This is a genomic window from Holdemania sp. 1001095H_141210_F2 (genome assembly GCF_015558105.1).
Lineage (GTDB): Bacteria > Bacillota_I > Bacilli_A > Erysipelotrichales > Erysipelotrichaceae > Holdemania.
Window position 1 is genome coordinate 54806 of the sequence record NZ_JADNPO010000006.1, and the last position, 23089, is coordinate 77894.

Sequence of the window (23089 nt, forward strand, 5' to 3'; positions counted from 1 at the left end):
TCTGTTCGCAGACTCTGCTTTCTTAACTTTAGCTTAACCTGCGAATAGTTATAATCGTAGATGTCCGGAGAGTGAAAGGAGAACCGCATGAAACTGTTGATTGTGGAAGATGAGGAAGATCTGGCGCTGGGGCTGAAGCGCGGGCTGCGGAAAAACGGCTACGAGGTCGACTGGACCGGCGAGGGTCGGGAAGGGCTGGATCTGGCGCTGGCTGAGGATTACGGCTGCGTCCTGCTCGATTTGAATCTGCCGGGATTGGACGGACTGGATCTGCTTCGCCGGCTGCGCGCGGAGAAGCCGCAGCAGAAGATTCTCATTTTATCGGCCCGCGGGACGGTGGCGGACAAGGTGAGGGGGCTTGACCTGGGCGCAGATGATTACCTGGTCAAACCGTTTCACTTCGAGGAACTGCTCGCGCGCATCCGCAATCTGACCGGACGCCGTTTTGTGCGCCAGGACGCCGTTGTCTGCCGCGGTTCATTGCGGATCGACACCGGCAGTCATCAGGTGTATGTGCGGGATCAGCGGCTGAGGCTGACCGCCAGGGAAACGCAGATTCTGGAAACGCTGGCGCTGCACGACGGCAAGCGGCTGAGCGCGGAAACGATTATCTGCCAGGTTTGGGGCGAAGACGAAGATCTGTTTTCCAACGCCTTTAAAGTTCACCTGTCTTCCCTGCGCCGCAAGCTGGCCTCGGCCAGTGGGGAAGACTGGATCGAATGTCAGCGCGGGCTAGGGTATTGCCTGAAGGAGAATCCGGATGAAAAAGCTTAGTTTACAGGTCAAGATTACGCTGCTGTGCACGGCGATTCTGACCGCGGCCTGTGTGCTGCTTACCCTTTCCTCCATGATGTTCAGTTCCCACGAATTGATCGGGGTAGCCAGGCAGGCGACGACCGTGATAACTGATTATGCCGTTTCGGTTAAAGAAGCATACAACCTGCAGCCCGCCCCAACCGCAAACAGCGGCCGTGAGGAGATCAAGGTTGATCAAATTGTCATCAATTCCAATCTTGCGGATTTTTACAACGTAAATCTTCCTGAGCAGGTGGAACAAAGCATGGTGGCGATCACAACCGCGGCCAACGATCAGATTCAGATTCAGGTTGTCGGTTTGATGACGGCGATCATTCTGTTGGGCACGTTGGGCATTTATCTGACCGTTTCCCGCCTGACACGTCCGCTGCGTCAGTTGTCGACCTCGATCAGTACGCTGGACGAAGATCAGCTGTCGGTCCGGCTGGAAGAAAACGGCATCCGCGAGGTCGCGGAACTGAGCCATTCGCTCAACCAGATGATCAGCCGGCTGGACGAAGCCTTCGAACGGCAGAAACGCTTTACTGCCGATGCAGCGCATGAGCTGAAAACACCGCTGGCCTCGATTCAGGTCAATCTCGACTCCCTGCGGCAGGAAGAAGAATACACCGCCGAGGAAGCGGCCGAGGTGCTGGAAGTGACCCAGCGCAACATCCGCCGGCTGAATCGACTGGCCGAAAATCTGCTTCAGCTCAACAGCGCGCAGGTGATCGAGCAGCGTCAGCGCTGTTCCGTTCACGATTGCTTTTGCACGATTATCGAGGAGCTGGATCCGCGGATTCGACAGAAACAGCTGAGTGTCCAGCTGGCCGAAGCTTATCCTTGTCTGGATACCGATCCGACGCTGCTGCTTCGCTGTCTGTATAACTGCGTGGAAAACGCTGTGAAATACACCCCGGAACACAGCACGATCCGGATCGATTTAAGCAAGCGGGAAGATCAGCTTCAAATCCTGATCGCCAATCCGTCACAGCCGATCAGCGAAAGTCAGTGCGCCCAGCTGTTTCAGCCGTTTTACCGGCTGGATGCCTCGCGCAGCCGCAAACTGGGCGGCAGCGGTCTGGGCCTGGCGATCACGCAGGAAATTGTGACCCGGCTGGGCGGAACGATTCAGGCAGTCTGGAAAGACGGCGAATTCCAGATTCAGATTCTGCTTCCGAAAGGTTAATCAAGCGGACTCTGGACAGACAGAGCGCTTCCGAAATCGGAATTTCTGAGCTTGATGATCCGAAGCGTCTCTTTCGCATTTGAGCTGTACTGCATCATTGAATTGAAATCAAAACGGACTTTTGAGGAAAGTTGTTTTCCTTGCGCCCGTAGAAAGGAAATACACTATGAATTTCATTCAGCGTGCGCTGCGGCACTTATCCCGCAGCAAGACAAAATCACTGCTTCTTACTCTGACGTTTTTTCTGATCGCCAACTTTGTGGTCGTCGGCTTTTCGATCAGCGCGGCCGCGGCGGAAGCCAAGATTGAAACGCGCCGCAAAATGAATCCGGTCGTCGAGTTTACGATGGACTTTGACGCCTGGTATGAAAAATATATGAGTCTGGATTCGGAGGAACGCAAAACCTTTGCCTATCCGAAACCGGATCCGGAGCTGGTGAGAAGAATGTTAGCCGATTCCCGCGTTAAATCCGCGGACTGGACGCGCTCCACGTTGGGCTATGCGGACGGGTTTGCGCCGGTGGAGATCCAGCGGCCGCAGAAGACGGAGGACGAGGAGGACGACGGGATGTTTTCCACCTCAGTCGTCGTTTCGGAAACGATGTCCGGCAGCGGGCAGGCGACGAACCAACAGCCCAACATGACGCTGCTGGGACTGCTTTCGCCGCAGCTGAACAAGCTGGCGGACGAAACGTGGAAACTGGCCCAGGGCCGGATGATTACGCAGGAAGAAATAGATAACGGAAGTCCGGTCGCCGTGATCGACAAGCGGCTGGCGGAAGCGAATAATCTGTCGGTCGGCGATTTCATCCGGATCAAGCTGTATTCTGACGACGAGATCAACGCTGTGGCCGATACTGCCAACGACAACGTCCTCGAACTGGAGATCGTCGGGATTTTGGACAGCGCGGAGGAGCTGAGCAGCGAGGAGCTGCAATGGGCCAGCGAATATTCCCATCCGGCCAATCAGGTGCTGATGCCGCTGCCATTGTACGCACAGCACGACATCGCGCTGATGGCGCTGTTCCATCAAGCCAACCCGAAAGTGGCCGAAGCCAGGCTGGAAGACTATAACCCGTCCAGCGCCGTGTTTGTGCTGAACGATCCGCTGGAGGTCGATGCCTTCCGCGACCAGTATAATCAGAATCTTGACGAATATCTGATCATGGATGCCAACGATGAGATGTACCAGCGTTTGTCGAAGCCGCTTGACACCTTGACGGTGTTCTCCGATCTGATCGTGGCGGTCGTTCTGATCAACGCGGTGGTGATTATTTCCCTAGTCAGCGCATTGACGTTGAAGACGCGGGAAACGGAGATCGGGGTCTTGCTTTCCCTCGGCGTGTCCAAAGTCAAGATTGTCGGGCAGCTGTTTACGGAGCTGTTGATCACGGCGATGATCGGCTTTGCGCTGGCCTCCGCGACGGGGTCGATGCTTGCCGGAAGCGTCGGCGAGAAAGCGCTGGCGATGCAGGTGCAGGAAAACCAGACAAGCGAGCCGGGCGTCTTCACGTATTCATCTTCGGATTCCTTGTTTAACGAAGTCAGCCAGGAAGAGGTGACGGCCAGCTATCACGCCGGTGTGGATGCAGGCATTTTGATTCAGATCTTTGTTTTAGGCGTTGGCGTGGTCTTCATCAGTACCCTGATACCGTCGATGATGGTGCTCCGTTTCAATCCGAAGAAGATCCTGATGAGTCAGAATTAGAAAGGACAACCGCATGTTAAAATTAGTAAACTTAAATTATGGCTACACCGACGGCGCGAATCGCCGCAGCATCCTGCGGGATTGCTCGTATACGTTTGAGGAAGGACGGTTTTACACTATTCTGGGACCTTCCGGCAGCGGCAAGACGACGCTGCTTTCGATCCTGGCCGGCTTAGACAGCGCTGAAAGCGGCGAGATCTGGTACAAGGATGAACAGATCACTCCCAATCGGCTCTATCATTACCGCCGCAATCAGATTGGCATCGTGTTCCAGCAGTACAATCTGATCAACTACCTGACCGGTATTGAAAACGTCGAGCTGGCCATGACGGAAACGGATAACGCCGTGCCCGAAAACCGCCGGGAAATTGCTTACGCGCTGCTTGAAAAGGTGGGAATTGTACGCTCCAAGGCGGAGCGTCCGATTTCCAAACTGTCCGGCGGCGAGCAGCAGCGGATTGCGATCGCGCGGGCGCTGGCAGCCAATGTCGATCTGATCTTTGCGGATGAACCGACCGGCAATCTCGACACAGCGACCGAACAGGAAATCATCCGGATCTTCCGCCTTCTGGCGGAAGACTTCGGCAAGACCGTCATCGTCGTTACGCACTCGGAAACCGTTTCCCGTTTCAGCGATGAGCGGGTGCTGCTGGAAGATGGGCAGCTGCATCGGCTGCCGCCGGAGGCGGAGGCGGCAGGGGTCTGAGAACCGGGAATGCGGAGCAAAGATTGTTCAATATTACAACGAATAAAGCACCGCCAGCTTGAAATGTGAAAAAAGTAACAAAATTATGGCCTTTCAAATCCTGCCGAGGTATAATAGATGTAGTTAAAAGGAGGAACAATTCATGATGATTCAAGATCGATTTGCCGGCAAGGTCATGGTCGTAACCGGCGGTACCTCGGGAATCGGCAAAGCCGTATGTTTAAGAGCGGGCGCGGAAGGCGCGAAGGTCGTCATCGCCGGACGAAATCAGGCGCGCGGCGAAGCGATTGAAAAGGAAATCCGCGAAGCGGGCGGCGAGGCGGTATTCATTCAATGCGACGTTACCAGAAAAGAGGATATTATCAATCTGTATGCCAGGACCGTTGAAATTTACGGACGGCTGGATATCGCGATCAACAACGCGGGCATCGTCGGCGATTCCAAGAAGATCGAAGATCTGACGGATGACGACTGGTTCAGCGTGGTCAATGCCAATCTGAACGCGATGTTCTATTGCATCCGGGAAGAAATCAAATATATGCTGAAAAATGAAAATGGCGGCGCGATCGTCAACACGGCTTCTGTCGCAGGAATCCGCGCAACCCCGGCGGGACCGGCTTATGTCGCAAGCAAGCACGGCGTCGTCGGTCTGACGAAATCCACAGCGATGGACTATGCCAAAAACAACATCATCTGCAACGCGGTCTGCCCGGCCGGCACCGATACGCCGCTGACTGAAGCGGCCAAGGAAAAGATCTATGCCAAGATCGCCGAATTGAAGGCGCAGGGCATTGATCCTTCCGAATTCATGAAGAATTCCATGATCGCCGGCAAGACCCAGACCCTGCAGGGCCGCAACGCGACTTCGGAAGAACAGGCGTCGACGATCCTGTACTTCGCTTCCGATGAAGCGCGTCACATCACCGGTTCGATCGTCGTCGCCGACGGCGGTTTCACCGTCTATTAAGCCTGAAATCTGATAACCAACCAGGAGAACGGGAGACATCTTCCGTTTTCTTTTTTGTCCTTTGGGAATGAAGGAAAAGAATCGTCAGACGGCGTGATCACTTGAAGCTCAGGATTGAAATTGAATTGGGATCCGAGGCAGAATCATTACGAAATGTGAAACAAATTCGTCAGCTTAAGAAAGTCTTCAGGAAGTTCACGGAACCTTCACCCGTTTTTGATACGAATCCCATAATGTTTGTTTATAATACAAGCATACAAGGAAGGAGGTATCCAGACGAATAATCAGCTGAGAAAGCATAAAAAATAAGTTCCCTTTTCATAAAATAATTTTCCCCCCTCTTAAACTATAAAAACAAATTGGAAGGCCGGCTTCCCCTCCGGCCTTTCGAAAGCACCTGCCGCTCCCCTCGGCAGGTTTTTTCTGTTTTTCTTTTAAAAGTAAATTTGATGGAAAGTCCAGTCAGGAAAAGCTTGAAAATTTCCCCAATCTGGCAGAAACTAAAGTTAATCCAGAACGAAGTGTGGATATCGAAGAATTCGGAGGAAATGTCTATGGAAATCAAGCACATACAAGATCATCTGATGAGTGTAGAAGAAGGATATGTCCGTTGTTTTCTGATTGAAGGAGAAACAGGAGCGCTGGTGATCGACGGCGGGGTGGAAACAGGTCTGCGAAAATTTGTGGAAAAGCAGACATCTCAGAAGCTGACGTTTCTGTTGACGCACAGTGATCCTGATCACACGGCGGCCTGCGGCGAGTTTGAAGAAATCCTGCTTCATCCTGCCGAAATGGCCCGGCTGGCGCGGAAACAGAAAATTCAGAACCGGTTTGCCGCCGTACAGGAGGGGGATTCGCTTGATTTTGAGCCGTATCATTTTGAGGTCGTGCTGATTCCTGGCCATACGCCCGGCAGCATCGCCTTGTGGGAAAAAGAAAAACGGTTTTTGATCAGCGGCGACAGCGTGACGAATGCGACGACGTTTCTGTTTGGCGAGGGCCGGAGTCTGCCGGCGTATTTATGCAGCCTGCGGAAATTGGCGGCCATCGCGGGCCAGCTCGATGTGATCTACGGCTCACATGGACCAGTGGAGGTCCCGCCAACGAGGATCAATGAGTTGATCGCGCTGTGCGAATGGGTGGAACGCGGTGAGATTCACGGGGTGCCGGCCGAGCGTTTTGCGGGCGATATTCAGGAATATCGTCATCAGGGCGCGGCAATTTATTATCCAGCTTCAATTCAAGAATAGAAAAAGACGGCTGTCTTTCTGAGATTTCGGCGGCGATTGCCGGAAAGGCCAGAGAGAGACCGTCTTTTTTTGTCTTGTCGGACTAATCCAGCTTACTTTCGCCATTTGTCAGCTGGTAGCGGATTTGTGAGCGGTCGAAGTCCGGAATCTCATCGCTGAGGATCACGGCCTGATCCAGCCGGGAGAATTTCACCGGATAGAGCTTATTGAACTTGGAGCCGTCTGCCAGAACGAACGTCGAGCTGGAATGGGCGATGACTTTCGCCTTGACGTCCGCCTCCTGTTCATTGGTCGTCGTGAAGCCGACCTTCTCATGGATGCCGTTAACACCGAGGAACGCGATGTCAAAAAACAGATCGTCCAGCTGGCGCAGCGTGAGATTGCCGGTCACCGCTTCGGTCGTCCAGCGGATCGTGCCGCCCAATAAGATCGTGTGCGTCAAGCTGCGCTTGAGCTTCGCGATATGCGGCAAACCGATCGTGACGACCGTGATGTTTTTCGCGCGCACATAATTCAACATTTCATAGGTGGAACTGCCGGCGTCGACGTAGATCATCTGATTGTCTTTAATCATGCTTGCGGCCAGACGCGCGACCTGATTCTTGCTTGAAATATTGGTTTCGGATTTGATCAGCATCGGCGGTTCTTCGGACTGGCCGTCGTTGAGCCGGACGCCGCCATGATACCGGCTGACCATGTTGAGATCCTCCATCTGCTGCAGATCACGGCGCACCGTCGCCTCGGAAACACGCAGCAGCGAAACCAGCTCACCGACGCTGATCGCGGTGTTTTCGCGGCACAGGTCGATGATGGCCGCCCAGCGTTGTTGTTTTATCATCGTTTTCGCCTCCGGAATCATTATAACATTCATTCGTGTTCCATGATCAAATTTGATCGAAATAATTCATGATTCAATCAAAAATAATGATTGATTCTGCAAATGGCAGTGATTGTTTTCAAAAACGATCAAAATATGCTTGAAATCAGCGCTGATATCGCTTACATTGAAAACGCAGGGAGGTATACTACGATGATTATTACACTCACGCTGAATCCTTCGATCGACTACACGCTGACGGTGAACGAACCGCTGCTGGACATCGAGGTGAACCGCACGACTGGTGAACAGCTGAAGGTTGGCGGCAAGGGTTTGAATGTTTCGATGATGCTGGATAAGCTGCAAATCCCGTCGCGGGCAATCGCGCTGCTCGGCGGCTTCACCGGCGATTATATTGAACAGGCACTGCGGTCGTATCCGCGGATCAATCTGACGCGGGTGCCGGTCGAGGGCATGAACCGGATCAACGTCAAGCTGTATCATGGGCCAGGCACGCTGTGCGTCAACGCCCGCGGGCCGGAAGCCGGAGCTTCTGTCCGGCAGACGCTCTTAGACTTGCTGGAAGCGGCAGGACCGGACGACTGGGTGCTGGTGTGCGGCAATATGATGCGCGGGTTGGATGCGGATTTTCTGACTGGGCTGTGCGCGAAAGTGCATCAGCGGCAGGCCAGACTGGTCATCGACATGGAAGCGTTGTCCCCCCAGTTAATCCAACGGTGCCGGCCGGATTTGATCAAACCCAACTTCTACGAGTTCAAACTGCTGACCGGACAGCCTGACCTGACGCTTGACGAACTGCCGCAAGCGGCCGCGAAGCTGCGCGAAAGCGGCGTCGGCAACATTCTTGTTTCGTTGGGGGCAGAGGGCGCTCTGTTGGCAGCCTCTGACGGGATTTACCGACTGAGCCAGGAGCCTGTCGCGGCGATCAATCAGGTCGGTTCCGGCGACGCGATGCTGGCGGCGTTTGTCGGCCGGTTATCCGAAGGTCGGTCCAAAGCGGAAGCACTGGCCTGGGCCGGGGCGGCAGGAAGCAGCGTCGCGATGACCCATGATGAAGTGAGCGCCGGCCAGATCGCTCAAGGACTTCACCGCATGCACGTTCACAAGCTCTAATCCAGCTGCCGGCCATCGAACCGATGGAATCCGAAGAAAAAAGAGGAGAGAAAAACCATGGCAAAAAAATTGAATTACGCCGACATGGCCGCCGCGATCATTACGCAGCTGGGCACTCAGGAAAACCTCACCAACGTCAATCACTGCGCGACCCGGCTGCGCGTGGTTGTCCGCGATCCATCCAAGGTTGACGCCGCGGCGCTGAAGAAGATCGATGGCGTGATGGGCGTCGAGGTCCGCGAGAATCAGGTTCAGGTCATCGTCGGGCAGATCATCGAGGATCTGTTTCTCGAAGTGGAAAAACGCGTCGGGAAGTCCAGCGCTGGGGGAGCGGAGAAGCCGCAGGAAAAGAAGCTTGTCGCAATCTTCTCCAATTTCCTGCAGCTGATGGCGGGGATCATGAGTCCGGTCATTCCGTCCCTGATCGCCGCCGGCTTTCTGACCTGTCTGTTATTGCTTCTGAATCTGGTCTTCGGGCTGGAATCGACCAATTCCACCTATGTCATTCTGAATAACCTGGCACAATCCGTCTTCTACTTCCTGCCGGTCTTCGTCGCTTACACCTCCGCAAAGAAATTTGACACGGAACCGGTGCTGGCGATGCTGCTGGCGTGCTGGCTGCTGTACCCGGATTGGGTCGCCATGGCGGCAGCCGGCGGCTATACGAGCTATTTCGGCATCCCGGCGCTGTTGACAACGTATAACGGCGCGGTCCTGCAGATCATTCTGTCGGTTTGGGTGATGTCCAAAATCGACCAGCTGCTGAAAAAAGCGCTGCCGCTGTCAGTCCGACATTTCTTAAAGCCGTTCCTGCTGATTCTGATCACGTCAATCATCACGCTGACGCTGACCGGTCCGTTAGGCGGGTTAGTCACGAATTATATCGCGATGTTCATCGCCTGGATCCGCAATTATGCCAGCTGGGCGGCGGTGCCGGCGATCATCATCTTTGCCAGCACGATCGGTCTGTTATGCCCGGGCTTCCATCTGGCGCTGATTCCGATCGCGACGACCAGTCTGGCCACAGTCGGCTACGACGATTTCATCAATATCTGGTTCTTCTGCTGCACGATCACGCCGGGCTTCATCGCGCTGGCCGTGGCGTTAAAAACCAAGAACCGCCGGTTAAAGGAAATTGCGTTCCCGGCTTCGATCTCAGCACTGTTCGGCGGCATTTCCGAGCCAACGACCTATGGTATCTCCTATAAAATGCCGAAGGTTTACTTCTGCAGCATTGCGACTTCGCTGATCACCGGGCTGTACGCGGGCATCGTGCATCTGAAATGCTTTGGCTTCGGCGGCTATTCACTGACGAATATCCTGCTTTATCTGGGCGAAAACGGCGATACGACAAACTTCATTAAAGCGTTAATCGGCGTCGGCATCATGGCGGTCTGCTCGTTTGTCTTCGTGTTGATGACAAAGTGGGACGACAGCGTCTATAACGAGGAAGCGGACGAAACTGAAAACGCAGCAGTGGCTCTGACGTCCGTCGAGCTGTCCGCACCGGCACAGGGCGCGTATATCGCGCAGGAAAACATTGCCGATCCGGTCTTCGCGGCCGGTACGCTCGGCGCCTGCTTCGGCATCCGCCCGGAAACTGACGATGTTTTCGCACCGGTGGACGGCGTGATCAATTCCATCGCTCCGACCCGGCACGCCATCACGATCAAGGCGGCCGGCGGGGCCGAGGTGATGGTGCATATCGGCATCGACTCGATGAAGTTGGAAGAGCATGAAATTGAAACACTTGTGCAGATCGGCCAGACCGTCAAACGGCATCAGCCGATCGCCAGGATCGACCGTGAAGCCTTCGCAGCGAAACAAATGGACGATTCGATTATCGTCATTCTGTTAAACAGCGCGGCTTACGCTCAGGTTCATGCCGATGATCAGCAGCAGCAGCTGATCGCCGCGGCATAGAGAAACGGAGGAATCGGAATGCGGAAATATGCGAAACAGCTGTTGGATCAAATCCACGCGAAGGAACATGTTGAAACCGTAGACGGCGTTCCTGTCTTGATGAAACCGGTGCCGGACGACGACCGGGCGCATGTGCTGGATCCGCGGCTGCTGGAAGTGATCCGGATGAAACGGAAAATGTTTGCCCGGCGGGCACAGAAGGGTTACCGGCTTTCACAGGAGCGTTATCGTCCGGATAAAGTGACTGAGGATCTGTGTACTGTGGAAATCGACGTGGATGAGCGGCTGATTGATATCGGTCACGATCATAAAATTGACATTTACCTCTATCGGCGTCAATCCGATCAAGGCTGCCTGCCAGTGCTAGTCTATCTCCATGGCGGCGGCATGACGGCCGGGGATATGCGGCTGTTTGCCAATCAGATGCGGTTGATCGCTGAACTGGCTCATGCCGTGGTGGTGTTTCCGGAATACCGGCTGGCCCCGGAATGTCCGTATCCCGCGTCGATTGACGACGCCTGGGGAACGGTGCAGTGGGTTGCGGAACATGCCGACGAGCTGAACGTCGATCTGAACCGCCTGATGGTGGCCGGCGACAGTGCGGGCGGCGCGCTGACAAACGCTTGTTTATTAAAGGATGAGAATGGTCTGATCAAAAAAGCATTTGAAATCTATCCGGCCGTGGACAGCACGGATTACCGCAGTCAAACGCGGTATCTCTGGTCCTATGACGCGTATCCGATTCTTGAAGAACAGCGGGAAGAAGCCTTCAGCCGGATCGACCGGATTAAAAACAGCGCCGACGTAAGCGAGGCGGAAAGTCTGTATCTGCAGGGAAAGACCAGCTATGAGAATCCGCTGGTTTCCGTAATTTACGCCCCGGCGGAAAGAATGGCGCAATTCCCGCCGATGGTGATCGTCAGCGCGGAATATGATTACCTGCGTGTTGGCAGCGATTATTTTGCCAGCCTGCTGCAGGAGGTGGGCGTTAACGTGAAGTCGGTGCGTTACTGCGGTTGTGATCATGGCTTCCTCGATCTGCTGGGAACCGTTGTGCAGGCGGAGGATCTCTGCGGTTTGATCGCTGAAGAAATCCGCGCGATGAACGGATAAACGATCAGGGAGACGGCCGAACCCGTCTCCTTTTTCCTCCATTTCGGCCCAGTTCAGGTTTTCTTTGTGATTGGTGCAGTTTAGGCGTGCGCCGGTCTGGGACGTGTGCGATAATGAGGGCAGAGAAGCGAGTCAGAAAAGTGTATCGTTCAAACCAGCCATCCGGGAGTGGATGGGGGAGGAGTGAAATTCATGTTGGTAACGATGAAAGAAATTCTCGACAAGGCCAGCGCCGGCAATTACGCGGTGGCGGCCCCGAATCTGTGGACGGAGCTGGACGCCCGGGCGGTGATCGACGCGGCGGAAGAGCTGCGGGCGCCGTTAATCCTGGATATCGCCTATCCGGCCAATCCGGATCTGTTTCTGCTTTGTCAGATCGCGCGGTATTTCGCTCAGCGCTCAGCCATTCCGGTCGCGATTAACCTCGATCACGGCGGCGCGAAGAAAGAAGTGCTGGAAGCGTTCAGAGCCGGATTTACGTCCGTCATGATCGACCGGTCGGCGTGCCCGTTTGACCAGAATGTGCGGGAGGTCAGGGAAATTGTCGAGCTGGCGCATGCGCTGAATATTTCCGTGGAAGCCGAACTGGGCCATGTCGGCATGGCGGATCAATATGAAACCGACGGCGGCGCAGCGCTGACGGATCCGGAAACTGCGGCGGAATTCATCCGGTTGACCGGCGTGGATTGTCTGGCGGTGGCTGTCGGCACAGCGCACGGCGCTTATCCCAAGGGCATGAAGCCGAAGCTGGATTTTGAACGGCTCGCGGCGATCAAGGAAAAGACCGGTCATTTCCCATTGGTGATGCACGGTTCCTCCGGCACCGATAATGAAACGCTGCGGAAGGCCTGCCGGATGGGGATTAATAAAGTGAATATCGCCAACGATCTATGTCAGGCCGCGGCCAAGGCGGCGAAAACCGCCGATCTTGAAGGCAATCATGCCTATGATCTCAGCGCGGTGATCTATGAAGCAGCCAAGACGAAGATGATGGAGATGATCGGAGTCTATGGTTCCGCTGGGAAAGCGGGTTAAAATATTTCATTCGCTTTAGAAGAATATAAAATAAAATCCACAGAGCTTGGGAGTACGGCTCATGTGGATTTTATTTTTATGGTCAGGAGTAACCCGGTATTCGTCTTTTTATAATGTTTTTCTGAATTCTTTAACGATATCCATGAATTCTTTAACCCGCTGTTCATCAACCGCGTTTTCGAAAATACCGTCAATTTTGAAGGTTGTCGCGCAGACCGCACCGTCAGCGACGGATAACTGCCGTGTGATATTATCTTTATTGCAGCCTGTATTGCAAAGAATTGGCGTACGCTTCACTGAGTTTTTGACAACAGAGAGAACCTGCGTATCGGTTTCGCTGCCGGCAGTCAAGCCGGAAACACATAAGGCGTCAGGACGATTGTTAAATTCCGTGGATTTCGCGATTTCCGCGATATTTCTATCTGCCAGATATTTTGCGGCTTCCGGGACAATGTTGAATAACATTTTAACGTCCTGTGCGCCGATTGCCATTTTGTGACGTACCGTTTTCCCAACGTTTGTATTCCATAAGCCAAAATCAGAGGCATAAACGCCGGAAATGATTTCACGGATAAATTTGGCGTCAACCGCAACCGCCAGGTCTAAGGAAGCAATAGGATCCCAAAGGCAGTTCACGCCATAAGGAACGGTAATTTCTTTCTTTAATTCACCGATAACATGAGCCATGGCCGCGATCGTTACCGGCTCAACTTTCGTCAGATAGGGCAGCGAAAATTCATTGGAAAACATGATGGCATCGACGCCGCCGTTCTGCAAAGCGTGAAGGTCTCTTCTGGCGCAGTCCAGAACCTTAGCCATTCCCCCCTGCTTATCGTAATAAGGGTCTCCAGGAAGCGGCTGCAGGTGGCACATCGCGATGATCGGTTTTTTTACACCAAATAATTCTTCTAGCCAGTTGTTCATAATTAATCAATCCTCCTTGAACAACCCCATTATAGTGCAACCAATTTTATGTTTCTAGTGATCAATAATGATCAATCATATAACGAATTAATTGTTCATAAATCATAAAATTTGTCTATAAACGAAAAAAATAGGAAAAATAATAGAAAACATTCATAAAAAATCAATCATAAGTGTTATAATGGAAGCGGAGGAACAGAAGATGAAAAAATATTCAATGAAACAACGGATTGTTACTATGGTAAACGCGGCGATTTTTTTAGGCTTTCTGGGATTAACGCTTTCAATGTTTTTTGAATCAAAGAAAACAGGACTGGATTGGGCAATGCTGCTGATCTGTCTCGGTATCTTTGCGTGCGCGCTCTATTATGAGTATTTAAAGTATTTATATAACGATGCTCTGTATACTTTAAACTTTTTACTAAATCCGCAATCCGCAGAGGAGAAATATAAAAATTTATGCAAACTCGATATCACCCATAATTATGAAAAAAATACAGGGATTTTTGAGGTAATGATTTCAATCGAGAAAAACGACCCTGTTAAAGCACTGGAATTGATTAAAAAAAATGAAAAGAGATTTAGAAGCAATGTTGAATTGTTAATCATTATGTATTATTATCAAATCAGAGCTTATCTGTTGTTGGGAAATGCTAAAAAAGTAAATGAAGTTTACAGCGACGCTCAGGTAATTCGGAAAATGAAAAAAAGACCGAATATCATCAATTATCATGAGTTGGACGGATTGCATGAACTGGCATTGGGAAATAAAAAGAAAGCCTGCGACTATTTCAAACAGGTGGACGGTTCAAAAATGAATCCCAAGGAAATCCTCTTTATTTACAGTCAGTTGGCAGAACTCACCGCAGGTGAGGAACGTGCGGAGTATCAGCGCAGAATAGCGCAATTAAAAGGAGTTGCAAATCCATGAAAGTAAGCAAAGCGATAGTCAATGACCGGCGGGTTAAAATTATGCGTCTGATTGAGGAAAAACGTTCAGTCAGCGTGGATGAGCTTGTCGAAAAATATCATGTTTCTCCAATCACGATTCGCCGCGATCTCCAGTATTGGGAAGACAAGGGAGCGATTATCCGGAATTATGGAGGAGCATCGTTAATCCAGGAATTTGTTGAAGATGAAGAATATGAAAGAACGACCTTTCAAAAAGCAATCGCCAAGAGGGCAGCTTTATATATTGAGGAAGACGACGTTATCTTTATTAATTCCAGTACAACAGCTTTAATGATCGTCGATTATATTAAGGACAAACACGTAACGATTATTACCAATAATGCCAGAGCGATTAATTATACGCCGGATCCCAAGGTTCTCATCATATTCACCGGCGGGGAGGTGCGCTTCCCTAAAAATTCAATGACTGGAGATTTTGCGGTGGCGGCCCTGAATAATATTACGGCGACCAAGTGTTTTGTAGGCTGCAGCGGTTTGACTGAGAATGGAATCTCAACAGGTTTAATGAAAGAGATGTTAATCAATCAGACCATGATCAAGCGGACAAGCGGCCAACGCTTCGTTTTATGCGACAGTACGAAGATCGGCGTCAGTTATTCATTCTTCTATTCCAGTTTGAAAGGCTTTGATTATCTGATAACGGATGTGAAAGCAGATGACGAAGTGATCGAAAAAGTAAAAGAGAATACCGGAATTAACGTCATCAAAGTGGAACCGCTAAAAGGCGGATGGAAAATATAAAATTGAGCTGTATGAAAAATGAGCGCGGTGTCGGTAAGCGGCAGCCTGATCTCCATGAAAAGCTCATTTTCAATACAGAAAGTCTCAGAATAGAAAAAGAAACAAAACCGGATCTCCATAATGAAAAAGCAATGAAATCTTTGAGTGGATTTCATTGCTTTTTTCGATTATGACCAGATTTCTTTGATTTTTTCTTTCATTCGGCGAGCTTCTTTAGCTGGATCCGCAGCTTTGCGGATTGCCCGTCCAAAGATGAAACAGGATACCGGGATCCCTCGGAATTTCTCCAGATCGTCATAGCCGATACTGCCGGTAGCCGCAACGTCGATACCCATGTCGCATAATTTTTTTAAAGTGGCGATTTCTTCTTCATCCCAACCGCCGGGTTTATCGCCGGAATGCTGCAGCGTCAGCTGGGAGATGCCTAATTCTTTCCACAGTTTAACGTCCTCAAAGCTCCAATGGCCATACAATTCGATTTGCAGCTTTGTGTTTAATCCGCGCTTTTTCGCTTCTGCCTGAACAGAAGTAATCGTGCCTGGCTCGCAGGCGCATAAAATCGTCGTGAAATCCGGCCGGCCATCCAAAAGCATTCCGCCAATTTTGCTTCCAGCATCCACAATTTTCAGATCGGCAAGCAAAGGCTTGTTCGGGTACATCTCCCGGAAAATTTTTACGACGCGGGCACCTTCCGCAGCGATCAGGGAATAACCACATTCCAGAATATCAACTTCGTCGACAACACCGGTCTGGCAATCGCGGATCGCTTCTTCGGTGCTGGAACAGTCTAAAGCAAGCTGCACTGTAGGGATTTTCATTCTTTGTTCTCCTCCTTTATTTTATTTCTTAAAAAACGTTGAATACTTGGAAGCTGGCGAATAAAACCAAGTTCTTCTTCACACCAGACTTCTGCTGTAAAAGTCCCTTGGAAATCAGTATTTTTAAAGTGTCTCAGGACGCTGTTGAAATCGACTAATCCCGTTCCATAGGGAATATTGTGTTCGTCTTTTGAAATAGCGTCCTTGAGATGACAGGCCACAATTTCACCCTGACCGCCGGCGAGGTCGCTCACGACGTCGAATCCGTTATAAGCGACATTTCCAGTATCGGCATAAAGCTTAAACTGAGGATGATTCACCTTCCTGACAAACGCCGCGCATTGAGTAATTGTGGAAAAATGAGGCACATCTTCCAGGACCTCCATGGCCAGCGTGACCGGATAAGCCTGAATCAATTCCAGAATTTCAAATAATGAGGAAGCAAAACGGATTCTGGTGTCCGCGGTGCTTTCTTTTTGATAGACGTCATAAGGCGCTAACTGAATGATCGGAATCTTTAATTTTGCAGCGAGGATGATCGCTTTTTTTACAATTTCAATGCCCGCGTCAAAGCGCTTTGGATCGCCTAAGGGATAGAAGCGGTTGGCGCTGAGTGCCATTGTCCTAAACGGCATCTCAAAATGATCGGCAAGTTTTCTCAATTCCGCGATCATCTCATCCGTCCAATCCAGTCGTTTGATTCTTGGATCTTTGCCGTCGATGCTCAGTTCGATATAATCAAAACCGGCCTTTTTGGCAATGACGAATTTATCGCGCCAGGATAGAGCCAGGGGGATTCCTTTTTCATAAATTCCAAGAGGAATGCGTTCTAAATCTGTCATGACAAAAGAAGGAACAACCCGAAAGTTGTTCCTGACAAAGTTTAGAGGAAACTTGGGAATGGCAGATTTATATCGTGTGTAAAGATATCGTCAAACCCTCTTGGATAGTTATATGAAATCTTATCTTTATCATCCGGATAAACGAATTTTCCGCCAACTTCCCAAATAAACGGCTTGAATTTATATTGCAGGCGATTCTTCCGCATATACCACAGAACGAGAATTTCGTTGGTATCCGCTTTGAAATTTGTCCACAAATCATGATGGTAAGGAATCATGACTTTCGTATTCAAGTCTTCGCCCATTCTTAAAATATCGCTGGCCGTCATCTTATCAGTAATTCCGCGAGGATTTTCGCCGAAAGAACCGAAAGCAACGTCGATGTCAAATTGATTTCCGTGCTTGGCATACATATTGCCGAAGTGGGAATCGCCGCTGTGGTAAATTGTTCCGCCCGGCGTTTTTACGACATAGCTGACTGCGCGATCATCCATGTCGTCACAGGGCAGTCCCTTGATGTCGCCATGCGGCGGAGCGGTAATTAAAATCGTCCGGTCAACGGATTCAACGGCAGTAACTTCAATGTCTTTAATTTTGATGACGTCGCCTGGACGGACGGTAATCAGCCTTTCTTCCGGCACGCCCCAGCTGCGCCATAAATCCGTGGCAAATTTGGAACCGATGAATGGGACATCCCGTTCTTCACCGTTGATGATTGTTTTCTTCTTGACGTTGTTTAAAACCGCGGCGGCAAGATTGATGTCGATATGATCGGTATGGGTATGGGAAGCGAAAACAGCGTCGATTTCAGTAACCGCAAACGGATCAAGAACGGCTGGAACGGCCCGCAGGTTTGGCTGGAGCTGACGGGCTCCGGACATTCTGGCCATCTGATGATCCGGATCCATCATCTTTCGCTTTCCCTGATCATCATAGTGGGAACGTTTTCCTGAACCGCACCAATAATCCATCGCTATATTTGTGTTGTTTTCAGTTTTAATCCATAAACCGGTGCAGCCCAGCCACCACATGGCAAAAGTTCCTTTTTTTACTGTGGTTTCGGCAATTTCTTCATTGAGCCAGGTTCCCCATTCCGGGAAGGTGCCGAGGACCCATTTTTCGCGTGTTACGTCGTTTACGTTAGGCATTTTATGACCTCCTTTAATTTATGTTTTCATTATACATGCCAGTTTTTAGGATGAATAGCCTTTTATATGAACGGTGTGAACGTTTTAAGAATAAAAATAAGAATGATATAGCAGAATGTGCTTAAAAGAATATAGAATGAAAACAGAATCAAAGGAGGGGATACCATGAAGATTTATCCATCAATAGCCTCTGCCGATCCGTTACGAATCGCAGAGGAGCTTGACAAGATCAGAGGACATCCACGAGTCCATGTGGATATCGAAGACGGTAATTTTCTGCCGAATATCACATTCGGTCAGAAAACGGTCAGAAAACTGATGCAGGATCCGGATTTTGTTTATGATCTGCATCTGTTGACGACACGTCCATACGAATTTCTGCAGCAGATCAGCGACTGTCATTTTTCCCATATCTGTTTTCATTTCGAAGCTTCGGCTTATCCACTTCGGGAAATCAATCTGATCAGAAAAATGGGAGCTAAGCCGGGCATTGCGTTGAATTTTAAAACGGGAATCAGAGAATTAACTCCCTTTTTGTCCCAGATAGAGTATCTTCTGATCATGACTGCGGAGCCGGATGGCGAAGAAGAAAAATTCCAATCAAGCATGCTGGAAAAAGTGAAAGAAGCCCGCGAGTATTTGCCGCATAATGTTGAAATTTGGGCGGATGGAGGAATAAACGAAGGAAATATTTACCAATTAAACGAGGCTGGCGCGGATGCTATGATTATGGGAAGAGCTGTTTGGAATTGTGATAACCCACTTGAAAGTATTCGTCGTTTTGAAAAAATATAGGAGGAAAAACGATGTACGAAAATGAGAAACGGGCCATTTTGGATGCCTGCTTAAAAATGAAGGAATATCATCTGATATCGCTGACTGGAGGCAACGTTTCCATGGCGGTGGACGAAAACCGATATTTAGTAACACCGTCAGGCATGTTGTATGAAAAGATGACGATTGAGGATATTGTTCTGATCGATCATAATTGTCAGGTTATAGAAGGAAAGCGCAAACCTTCTTCCGATGCTTCAGCTTTAATTTATATCTTTGATCATCTGCCGGTAAAAGCGATCATTCATACTCACCAGCCTTATGCCACGGCGATAGGGTTTAATAACGACTCTTTGCCCGCTTGTATGGTAACGTTAATTGACGCGGCGCATGCACGGATTCCCGTTGCGCCGTTTACGCCTTCCTCGAATGTCGGCATGGGGCAGCTGGCTGTGAAATATGCCAATGATGCGACCGCATTGATTATGAAGCATCATGGCGTAATCGCCTATGGCAAAGATCTTGAAGAAGCGCTGTATTCTGCGGTTTATCTTGAGGAAGCGGCGAAGACCTATTGCATGGCGCGGATCATGGGGGCGGTTCCTGAACTTTCTGAAGACGAGATTGCAAAAGAGTCTGCGGGTTGGCTGAACTACGGACAGTAGGAGATAACAATAATCTTGTCAGACTTAAAATAGAACATAAAAATGATTAAATAATCATTAAATGTTATCAAAACTTGGCTGATTATTGGGAATAAAGAGATAAAAATCTTAAATATGAACAATGATTCATATAATTAATTGAAAGCGGTTTCTTGGCGTGTTACACTTTAATCAGCTTAAGCGGGAAAGGAGGGCTTGGAAATTCTTAAGGATATCGTTGATTCAAAGCATTACATTTTTTGCGAAGGTTTTTCCGACTGGACAGAGGCGATCAAGGCAGCGGCAGCTCCGCTGCTTGCCGAGGGGATTATTGAAAACACGTATGTTGACGCCATCATTGAAAATGTTAAAGAATATGGACCGTACATTATAATTGCCCCCGAAGTAGCCATGCCGCATTCAACGTTAGGCGGAGCTGGAGTGCATGATACGTGCATCAGCTTCATGAAAACAGAAAAACCAGTGGTTTTTGATCCAAACGATCCAACTAAAAATGCTCGTTTGTTCTTTACTTTAGCAGCTACCGATAATGAAAAACATATGAGCAATATGGTTGCATTAGCTGAATTTTTACTTAAAGAGGGGGCCATTGAAGACTTATTAAAAGCAAAAAATGCCGATGACTTGATGAAAGCACACTGCAAATATTCTGAATAATTACTAATAAGGAGGGTATTATGGGATTTCTCGAATTGATTTGGGCGTATTTTGTTAACAATTTCTTGACTCAGCCAGCATATTTCATCGGTTTACTGGTCATCATCGGCTACATGTTGATGAAAAAACCTTTCCACGAATCCTGCGCCGGATTTATTAAAGCGGTTGTAGGTTACAAAATTCTGACGGTGGGTTCAGGCGGATTAAGCAGCACCTTCAAGCCGATTATTGCGGCGCTGCAGGATAAGTTTAATCTGAGCGCTATCGTTCTGGATACATATATGGGCCAGGCGGCAGCGCAGTCCGCGTTGGAAGCTGCCGGGAAGTCCTTCTCCCAGGCGATGCTTCTGTTATTGTTTGCCTTTGTCTTTAACTTGCTGCTGGTTAAGTTCCAGAAATATACGAAGATGCGTGCCGTCTTTACGACCGGTCATATTCAGACGCAGCAGGCGACCATCGCTTTCTGGTTTATCTTCACCTGCTTCCCGCAGCTGGGCGACTGGCCGCTGATGTTGATCATGTCGGTTCTGCTGGGACTGTATTGGGCGGTCGGATCAAACTTAACGGTTGAAGTAGCTCAGAATCTGACGGATGGCGCGGGGTTCTGCGTTGCCCATCAACAGATGTTCGGCATTGCGATCTGGTCGGCGATTGGCTATAAGTTCTTCAAGGGAAAAGATGGAAAAGTTAAGCGTCTTGAAGATTACGAACTGCCGGGCTGGCTGTCTATTTTTAATGAAGATATGGTTTCCACAGCTTTACTGATGACGCTCTTCTTTGCGGTAATTCTGCTGGTACTGGGTAAAGATTATCTGGTCAGCGCCGGTATGCTGGGCGAAGGCAAGAGCTTCCTGTTCTATATTCTGGATACCTCACTGGCCTTTGCGGTTTACCTGTCAATCCTGAAACTCGGCGTCAGAACCTTCGTCGGTGAACTGACGGCGTCCTTCCAGGGCATTCAAAGCAAATTGCTGCCGGGCGCTATCGTCGGCGTCGACTGCGCCGCGGGCTATGGCTTCGGTTCTGAAAATGCAGTGACCTTTGGCTTTATGTTCGGTGCGTTAGGTCAGTTCCTGGCTATCATCGGTCTGATTCTCTTTAAATCGCCGGTTCTGGCGATTGCGGGATTCGTCCCTGTCTTCTTCGATAATGCGACGATCGCGATTTATGTCAATGCGAAAGCAGGCGCAAAAGCGGCGATGGTCACAACCTTCTTCTCCGGTATTCTGCAGGTTGTCTGCTCTGTCATTGCGGCGATGGCCTTCACTTATAACGGTATCGGCGTGGTTGAATTCGGCGGATACATGGCAATGTTTGACTGGGCGGTAATCTGGCCGATCTTCACCTTCATCATGAAGTACCTGTCGTATATCGGCGTTGCGATCGTTATTCTGGTACTGGTCATGATTCCTCAGCTGCAGTACAAAAAAGATCCGGAAGGATACTTCCTGTGTGTCAGCGATTATGAAGCTTATAAAGAACACATGAAAAAGAAAGAGGCGGCTGCTTTATGATTAAAATCTTAATTTGCTGCGCGAGCGGATCGGGGACCAGCCAGCTGATGGCGATCACCGCTCAGAAAGCCTGTAAAAGCGCAGGCGTGGAGGCCAATGTCAAGCATTGCCCGATTGCCGAGGGAAAATCATCTGCACGAAACTATGATCTCGTGCTGACCTCTCCGGCTTTCATCAAAATGTTTGATTCTGCCAAAGCTGCGGGCGTCAATGTTTATCCGCTGAAAAATCCGCTTTCTCAAGATGAAATTATTGCTGCTCTGAAAGCGGCGGGATACATTTCTTAAATTCAAAGAAGTAGAAGAGAGCTATCCTGACCGATAGCTCTTCTTTCTTCACGACTGACGGGAGGTAAATAATGAAATTTGAGAAGATTCATTTAGATGACATCACACGCTGTTATTGTGCGAGTTCCATCACGATCGGCAAAGAAGTGTACGCTTTGTTTGCCAGTGAAAATCCGGAAAGCGTATGTTATTCCTATTCCGGCAAAAATTTTGAAAACCGTGAGGTTGTCTGGAATGATCGCGGTGGCTGTATGTCGATCGTTCCATTTCAGACAAGAGAAGGCGAGTTTCTGGCGGTCAACGAATTCTATCTGAAAGTGACTCCAAGCCTGGCAAAAATTGTTCATGGCCGAAAAACAGAAAATGGCTGGGAGATCGAGGATGTCTTCTCACTGCCTTATCTGCATCGGTTTGATCTGTATCATGTCGATGGAATTGATTATCTGATCTGCGCGACGATTGCCAGAAATAAACAGAATAAAGAAGACTGGAGCGAACCGGGGCAGATCTACGTCGGTGTTTTAGGATCGGATTGTTCCCAGGGCGTTGCGTTAACTCTGCTGGTCGACGGATGTTACCGCAATCATGGCTACTGCCGGGGAACTTATGAAGGACGTGTCTGCGGTTATTTTTCCAGCGATCAAGGCGTGCTGCGGGTGATGCCGCCGGATAGTCCTGACGGAGAATGGCGGGTTGAAAAGATTCTTGAGGGTCAGGTTGGCGAGATCGCCTTTGCCGATATCGACGGCGACGGCTTGGAAGAAATGATGACCATTGAACCTTTCCATGGAAATTCCATGAAAATTTATAAATTAAAAGAAGGACGCTATGAATGTGATTTTGTCTATCCGACAGAAGTGGATTTTGCGCATACGCTGGTGGGCGCTCAATTAAATGGAAAACCTTGTTTTGTAGGCGGCGTCCGGCGGGTGAACGCAGAACTCTTTGTCATCCGCTTTCAGAATGGAAATTATGAGGTGACTTTTGTTGAAGACGGCGTTGGTCCGGCAAACGTGGCAGTGATTCATAAAGAGGGGATTGACTATATCCTCTCCGCAAATCATACAAAAAATGAAGCTGCAATCTATAAGGTAGTGGAATAGGAGAAAA

The 23089-nt window shown here is 49.8% G+C and carries 23 protein-coding genes; 18 read left to right on the forward strand and 5 right to left on the reverse strand.

The genetic code is table 11. From position 1 onward, the window contains the following. Positions 1-87: 87 nt before the first annotated feature. The 6 genes from I2G61_RS05610 to I2G61_RS05635 all read left to right on the forward strand — a co-directional run bounded on the left by I2G61_RS05610 (position 88) and on the right by I2G61_RS05635 (position 6615). On the forward strand, positions 88-774 hold the full coding sequence (locus tag I2G61_RS05610) for a response regulator transcription factor (protein WP_072683194.1): 687 nt from the start codon (positions 88-90) through the stop codon (positions 772-774). Then, positions 761-1984, forward strand: a complete 1224-nt coding sequence (locus I2G61_RS05615) for a cell wall metabolism sensor histidine kinase WalK (protein ID WP_072683195.1) — start codon at positions 761-763, stop codon at positions 1982-1984. The genes I2G61_RS05610 and I2G61_RS05615 overlap by 14 nt, the downstream gene beginning before the upstream one ends. Before the next feature lie 166 nt (positions 1985-2150). After that, positions 2151-3692, forward strand: a complete 1542-nt coding sequence (locus tag I2G61_RS05620) for an ABC transporter permease (protein WP_072683196.1) — start codon at positions 2151-2153, stop codon at positions 3690-3692. Between the two features lie 13 nt (positions 3693-3705). After that, a complete protein-coding gene (locus tag I2G61_RS05625) occupies positions 3706-4398 on the forward strand; it encodes an ABC transporter ATP-binding protein (RefSeq protein ID WP_072683197.1) in 693 nt (230 codons plus the stop codon). 142 nt (positions 4399-4540) lie between these two features. Then, the gene (locus tag I2G61_RS05630; RefSeq protein WP_229100688.1) at positions 4541-5365 is read left to right on the forward strand and encodes an SDR family NAD(P)-dependent oxidoreductase; all 825 of its coding nucleotides are present in this window, start codon (positions 4541-4543) and stop codon (positions 5363-5365) included. 554 nt (positions 5366-5919) lie between these two features. Next, positions 5920-6615, forward strand: coding sequence for an MBL fold metallo-hydrolase (locus I2G61_RS05635; protein WP_072683198.1), 696 nt, complete (start codon positions 5920-5922; stop codon positions 6613-6615). Positions 6616-6697: 82 nt separating this feature from the next. On the opposite strand, the gene I2G61_RS05640 is transcribed toward I2G61_RS05635, so the two are convergent. Then, positions 6698-7453: a DeoR/GlpR family DNA-binding transcription regulator gene (locus tag I2G61_RS05640; RefSeq protein ID WP_072683289.1), complete on the reverse strand. Its 756-nt coding sequence runs from the start codon at positions 7451-7453 to the stop codon at positions 6698-6700. A gap of 192 nt (positions 7454-7645) precedes the next feature. Here I2G61_RS05640 and I2G61_RS05645 point away from each other — a divergent pair, with 192 nt between their 5' ends. The 4 genes from I2G61_RS05645 to I2G61_RS05660 all read left to right on the forward strand — a co-directional run bounded on the left by I2G61_RS05645 (position 7646) and on the right by I2G61_RS05660 (position 12637). Then, positions 7646-8566, forward strand: a complete 921-nt coding sequence (locus I2G61_RS05645) for a 1-phosphofructokinase family hexose kinase (RefSeq protein ID WP_072683199.1) — start codon at positions 7646-7648, stop codon at positions 8564-8566. Between the two features lie 57 nt (positions 8567-8623). Beyond that, positions 8624-10489: a PTS glucose transporter subunit IIA gene (locus I2G61_RS05650; protein WP_072683200.1), complete on the forward strand. Its 1866-nt coding sequence runs from the start codon at positions 8624-8626 to the stop codon at positions 10487-10489. 18 nt (positions 10490-10507) lie between these two features. Then, positions 10508-11602: an alpha/beta hydrolase gene (locus I2G61_RS05655; protein ID WP_072683201.1), complete on the forward strand. Its 1095-nt coding sequence runs from the start codon at positions 10508-10510 to the stop codon at positions 11600-11602. Positions 11603-11794: 192 nt separating this feature from the next. Next, on the forward strand, positions 11795-12637 hold the full coding sequence (locus I2G61_RS05660; protein WP_195548033.1) for a class II fructose-bisphosphate aldolase: 843 nt from the start codon (positions 11795-11797) through the stop codon (positions 12635-12637). 108 nt (positions 12638-12745) lie between these two features. Here the strand turns inward: I2G61_RS05660 and I2G61_RS05665 are convergent, their stop codons facing one another. Then, complete coding sequence (locus I2G61_RS05665) at positions 12746-13561, reverse strand: BtpA/SgcQ family protein (RefSeq protein ID WP_006058203.1); 816 nt, start codon at positions 13559-13561, stop codon at positions 12746-12748. A 202-nt stretch (positions 13562-13763) separates the two neighbouring features. Here I2G61_RS05665 and I2G61_RS05670 point away from each other — a divergent pair, with 202 nt between their 5' ends. Both I2G61_RS05670 and I2G61_RS05675 read left to right on the forward strand, forming a co-directional pair. Continuing rightward, positions 13764-14492: a hypothetical protein gene (locus I2G61_RS05670; protein WP_139248535.1), complete on the forward strand. Its 729-nt coding sequence runs from the start codon at positions 13764-13766 to the stop codon at positions 14490-14492. Beyond that, entirely contained in the window at positions 14489-15274 is a 786-nt protein-coding gene (locus I2G61_RS05675; RefSeq protein ID WP_006058201.1) for a DeoR/GlpR family DNA-binding transcription regulator, read from the forward strand. The genes I2G61_RS05670 and I2G61_RS05675 overlap by 4 nt, the downstream gene beginning before the upstream one ends. Positions 15275-15441: 167 nt before the next feature. Here I2G61_RS05675 and I2G61_RS05680 read toward each other — a convergent pair whose 3' ends face one another. The 3 genes from I2G61_RS05680 to ulaG are packed head-to-tail and all read right to left on the reverse strand — an operon-like array spanning position 15442 to position 18082. After that, the gene (locus I2G61_RS05680; RefSeq protein ID WP_006058200.1) at positions 15442-16092 is read right to left on the reverse strand and encodes an orotidine 5'-phosphate decarboxylase / HUMPS family protein; all 651 of its coding nucleotides are present in this window, start codon (positions 16090-16092) and stop codon (positions 15442-15444) included. Further along, a complete protein-coding gene (locus tag I2G61_RS05685) occupies positions 16089-16934 on the reverse strand; it encodes an L-ribulose-5-phosphate 3-epimerase (protein ID WP_072683205.1) in 846 nt (281 codons plus the stop codon). Before I2G61_RS05685 ends, I2G61_RS05680 begins: the two co-directional genes overlap by 4 nt. Positions 16935-16975: 41 nt before the next feature. Continuing rightward, on the reverse strand, positions 16976-18082 hold the full coding sequence (gene ulaG, locus I2G61_RS05690; RefSeq protein ID WP_072683206.1) for an L-ascorbate 6-phosphate lactonase: 1107 nt from the start codon (positions 18080-18082) through the stop codon (positions 16976-16978). A gap of 165 nt (positions 18083-18247) precedes the next feature. Between ulaG and I2G61_RS05695 the strand changes: the two genes are divergently transcribed. The 6 genes from I2G61_RS05695 to I2G61_RS05720 all read left to right on the forward strand — a co-directional run bounded on the left by I2G61_RS05695 (position 18248) and on the right by I2G61_RS05720 (position 23082). Beyond that, positions 18248-18877: a ribulose-phosphate 3-epimerase gene (locus I2G61_RS05695; protein WP_072683207.1), complete on the forward strand. Its 630-nt coding sequence runs from the start codon at positions 18248-18250 to the stop codon at positions 18875-18877. Between the two features lie 11 nt (positions 18878-18888). Further along, entirely contained in the window at positions 18889-19521 is a 633-nt protein-coding gene (locus I2G61_RS05700; protein WP_072683208.1) for a class II aldolase/adducin family protein, read from the forward strand. A 195-nt stretch (positions 19522-19716) separates the two neighbouring features. After that, on the forward strand, positions 19717-20178 hold the full coding sequence (locus tag I2G61_RS05705) for a PTS sugar transporter subunit IIA (RefSeq protein ID WP_200798745.1): 462 nt from the start codon (positions 19717-19719) through the stop codon (positions 20176-20178). 20 nt (positions 20179-20198) lie between these two features. Further along, a complete protein-coding gene (locus tag I2G61_RS05710; protein WP_006058194.1) occupies positions 20199-21692 on the forward strand; it encodes a PTS ascorbate transporter subunit IIC in 1494 nt (497 codons plus the stop codon). Beyond that, positions 21689-21979, forward strand: coding sequence for a PTS sugar transporter subunit IIB (locus tag I2G61_RS05715; RefSeq protein ID WP_006058193.1), 291 nt, complete (start codon positions 21689-21691; stop codon positions 21977-21979). The genes I2G61_RS05710 and I2G61_RS05715 overlap by 4 nt, the downstream gene beginning before the upstream one ends. Positions 21980-22050: 71 nt before the next feature. Continuing rightward, positions 22051-23082 carry a hypothetical protein gene (locus I2G61_RS05720; protein WP_072683209.1) on the forward strand — a complete coding sequence of 344 codons (1032 nt, stop codon included), beginning with the start codon at positions 22051-22053 and terminating at the stop codon, positions 23080-23082. Positions 23083-23089 lie beyond the last annotated feature (7 nt).

Coding starts and splice junctions, on each gene's coding strand:
- I2G61_RS05695 (WP_072683207.1), top strand. CDS start 18,248: ATGAAGATTTATCCATCAATAGCCTCTGCCGATCCGTTACGAATCGCA.
- I2G61_RS05675 (WP_006058201.1), top strand. CDS start 14,489: ATGAAAGTAAGCAAAGCGATAGTCAATGACCGGCGGGTTAAAATTATG.
- I2G61_RS05635 (WP_072683198.1), top strand. CDS start 5,920: ATGGAAATCAAGCACATACAAGATCATCTGATGAGTGTAGAAGAAGGA.
- I2G61_RS05650 (WP_072683200.1), top strand. CDS start 8,624: ATGGCAAAAAAATTGAATTACGCCGACATGGCCGCCGCGATCATTACG.
- I2G61_RS05665 (WP_006058203.1), bottom strand. CDS start 13,561: ATGAACAACTGGCTAGAAGAATTATTTGGTGTAAAAAAACCGATCATC.
- I2G61_RS05615 (WP_072683195.1), top strand. CDS start 761: ATGAAAAAGCTTAGTTTACAGGTCAAGATTACGCTGCTGTGCACGGCG.
- I2G61_RS05610 (WP_072683194.1), top strand. CDS start 88: ATGAAACTGTTGATTGTGGAAGATGAGGAAGATCTGGCGCTGGGGCTG.
- I2G61_RS05630 (WP_229100688.1), top strand. CDS start 4,541: ATGATGATTCAAGATCGATTTGCCGGCAAGGTCATGGTCGTAACCGGC.
- ulaG (WP_072683206.1), bottom strand. CDS start 18,082: ATGCCTAACGTAAACGACGTAACACGCGAAAAATGGGTCCTCGGCACC.
- I2G61_RS05685 (WP_072683205.1), bottom strand. CDS start 16,934: ATGACAGATTTAGAACGCATTCCTCTTGGAATTTATGAAAAAGGAATC.
- I2G61_RS05680 (WP_006058200.1), bottom strand. CDS start 16,092: ATGAAAATCCCTACAGTGCAGCTTGCTTTAGACTGTTCCAGCACCGAA.
- I2G61_RS05645 (WP_072683199.1), top strand. CDS start 7,646: ATGATTATTACACTCACGCTGAATCCTTCGATCGACTACACGCTGACG.
- I2G61_RS05625 (WP_072683197.1), top strand. CDS start 3,706: ATGTTAAAATTAGTAAACTTAAATTATGGCTACACCGACGGCGCGAAT.
- I2G61_RS05720 (WP_072683209.1), top strand. CDS start 22,051: ATGAAATTTGAGAAGATTCATTTAGATGACATCACACGCTGTTATTGT.
- I2G61_RS05640 (WP_072683289.1), bottom strand. CDS start 7,453: ATGATAAAACAACAACGCTGGGCGGCCATCATCGACCTGTGCCGCGAA.
- I2G61_RS05715 (WP_006058193.1), top strand. CDS start 21,689: ATGATTAAAATCTTAATTTGCTGCGCGAGCGGATCGGGGACCAGCCAG.
- I2G61_RS05620 (WP_072683196.1), top strand. CDS start 2,151: ATGAATTTCATTCAGCGTGCGCTGCGGCACTTATCCCGCAGCAAGACA.
- I2G61_RS05710 (WP_006058194.1), top strand. CDS start 20,199: ATGGGATTTCTCGAATTGATTTGGGCGTATTTTGTTAACAATTTCTTG.
- I2G61_RS05660 (WP_195548033.1), top strand. CDS start 11,795: ATGTTGGTAACGATGAAAGAAATTCTCGACAAGGCCAGCGCCGGCAAT.
- I2G61_RS05670 (WP_139248535.1), top strand. CDS start 13,764: ATGAAAAAATATTCAATGAAACAACGGATTGTTACTATGGTAAACGCG.
- I2G61_RS05700 (WP_072683208.1), top strand. CDS start 18,889: ATGTACGAAAATGAGAAACGGGCCATTTTGGATGCCTGCTTAAAAATG.
- I2G61_RS05655 (WP_072683201.1), top strand. CDS start 10,508: ATGCGGAAATATGCGAAACAGCTGTTGGATCAAATCCACGCGAAGGAA.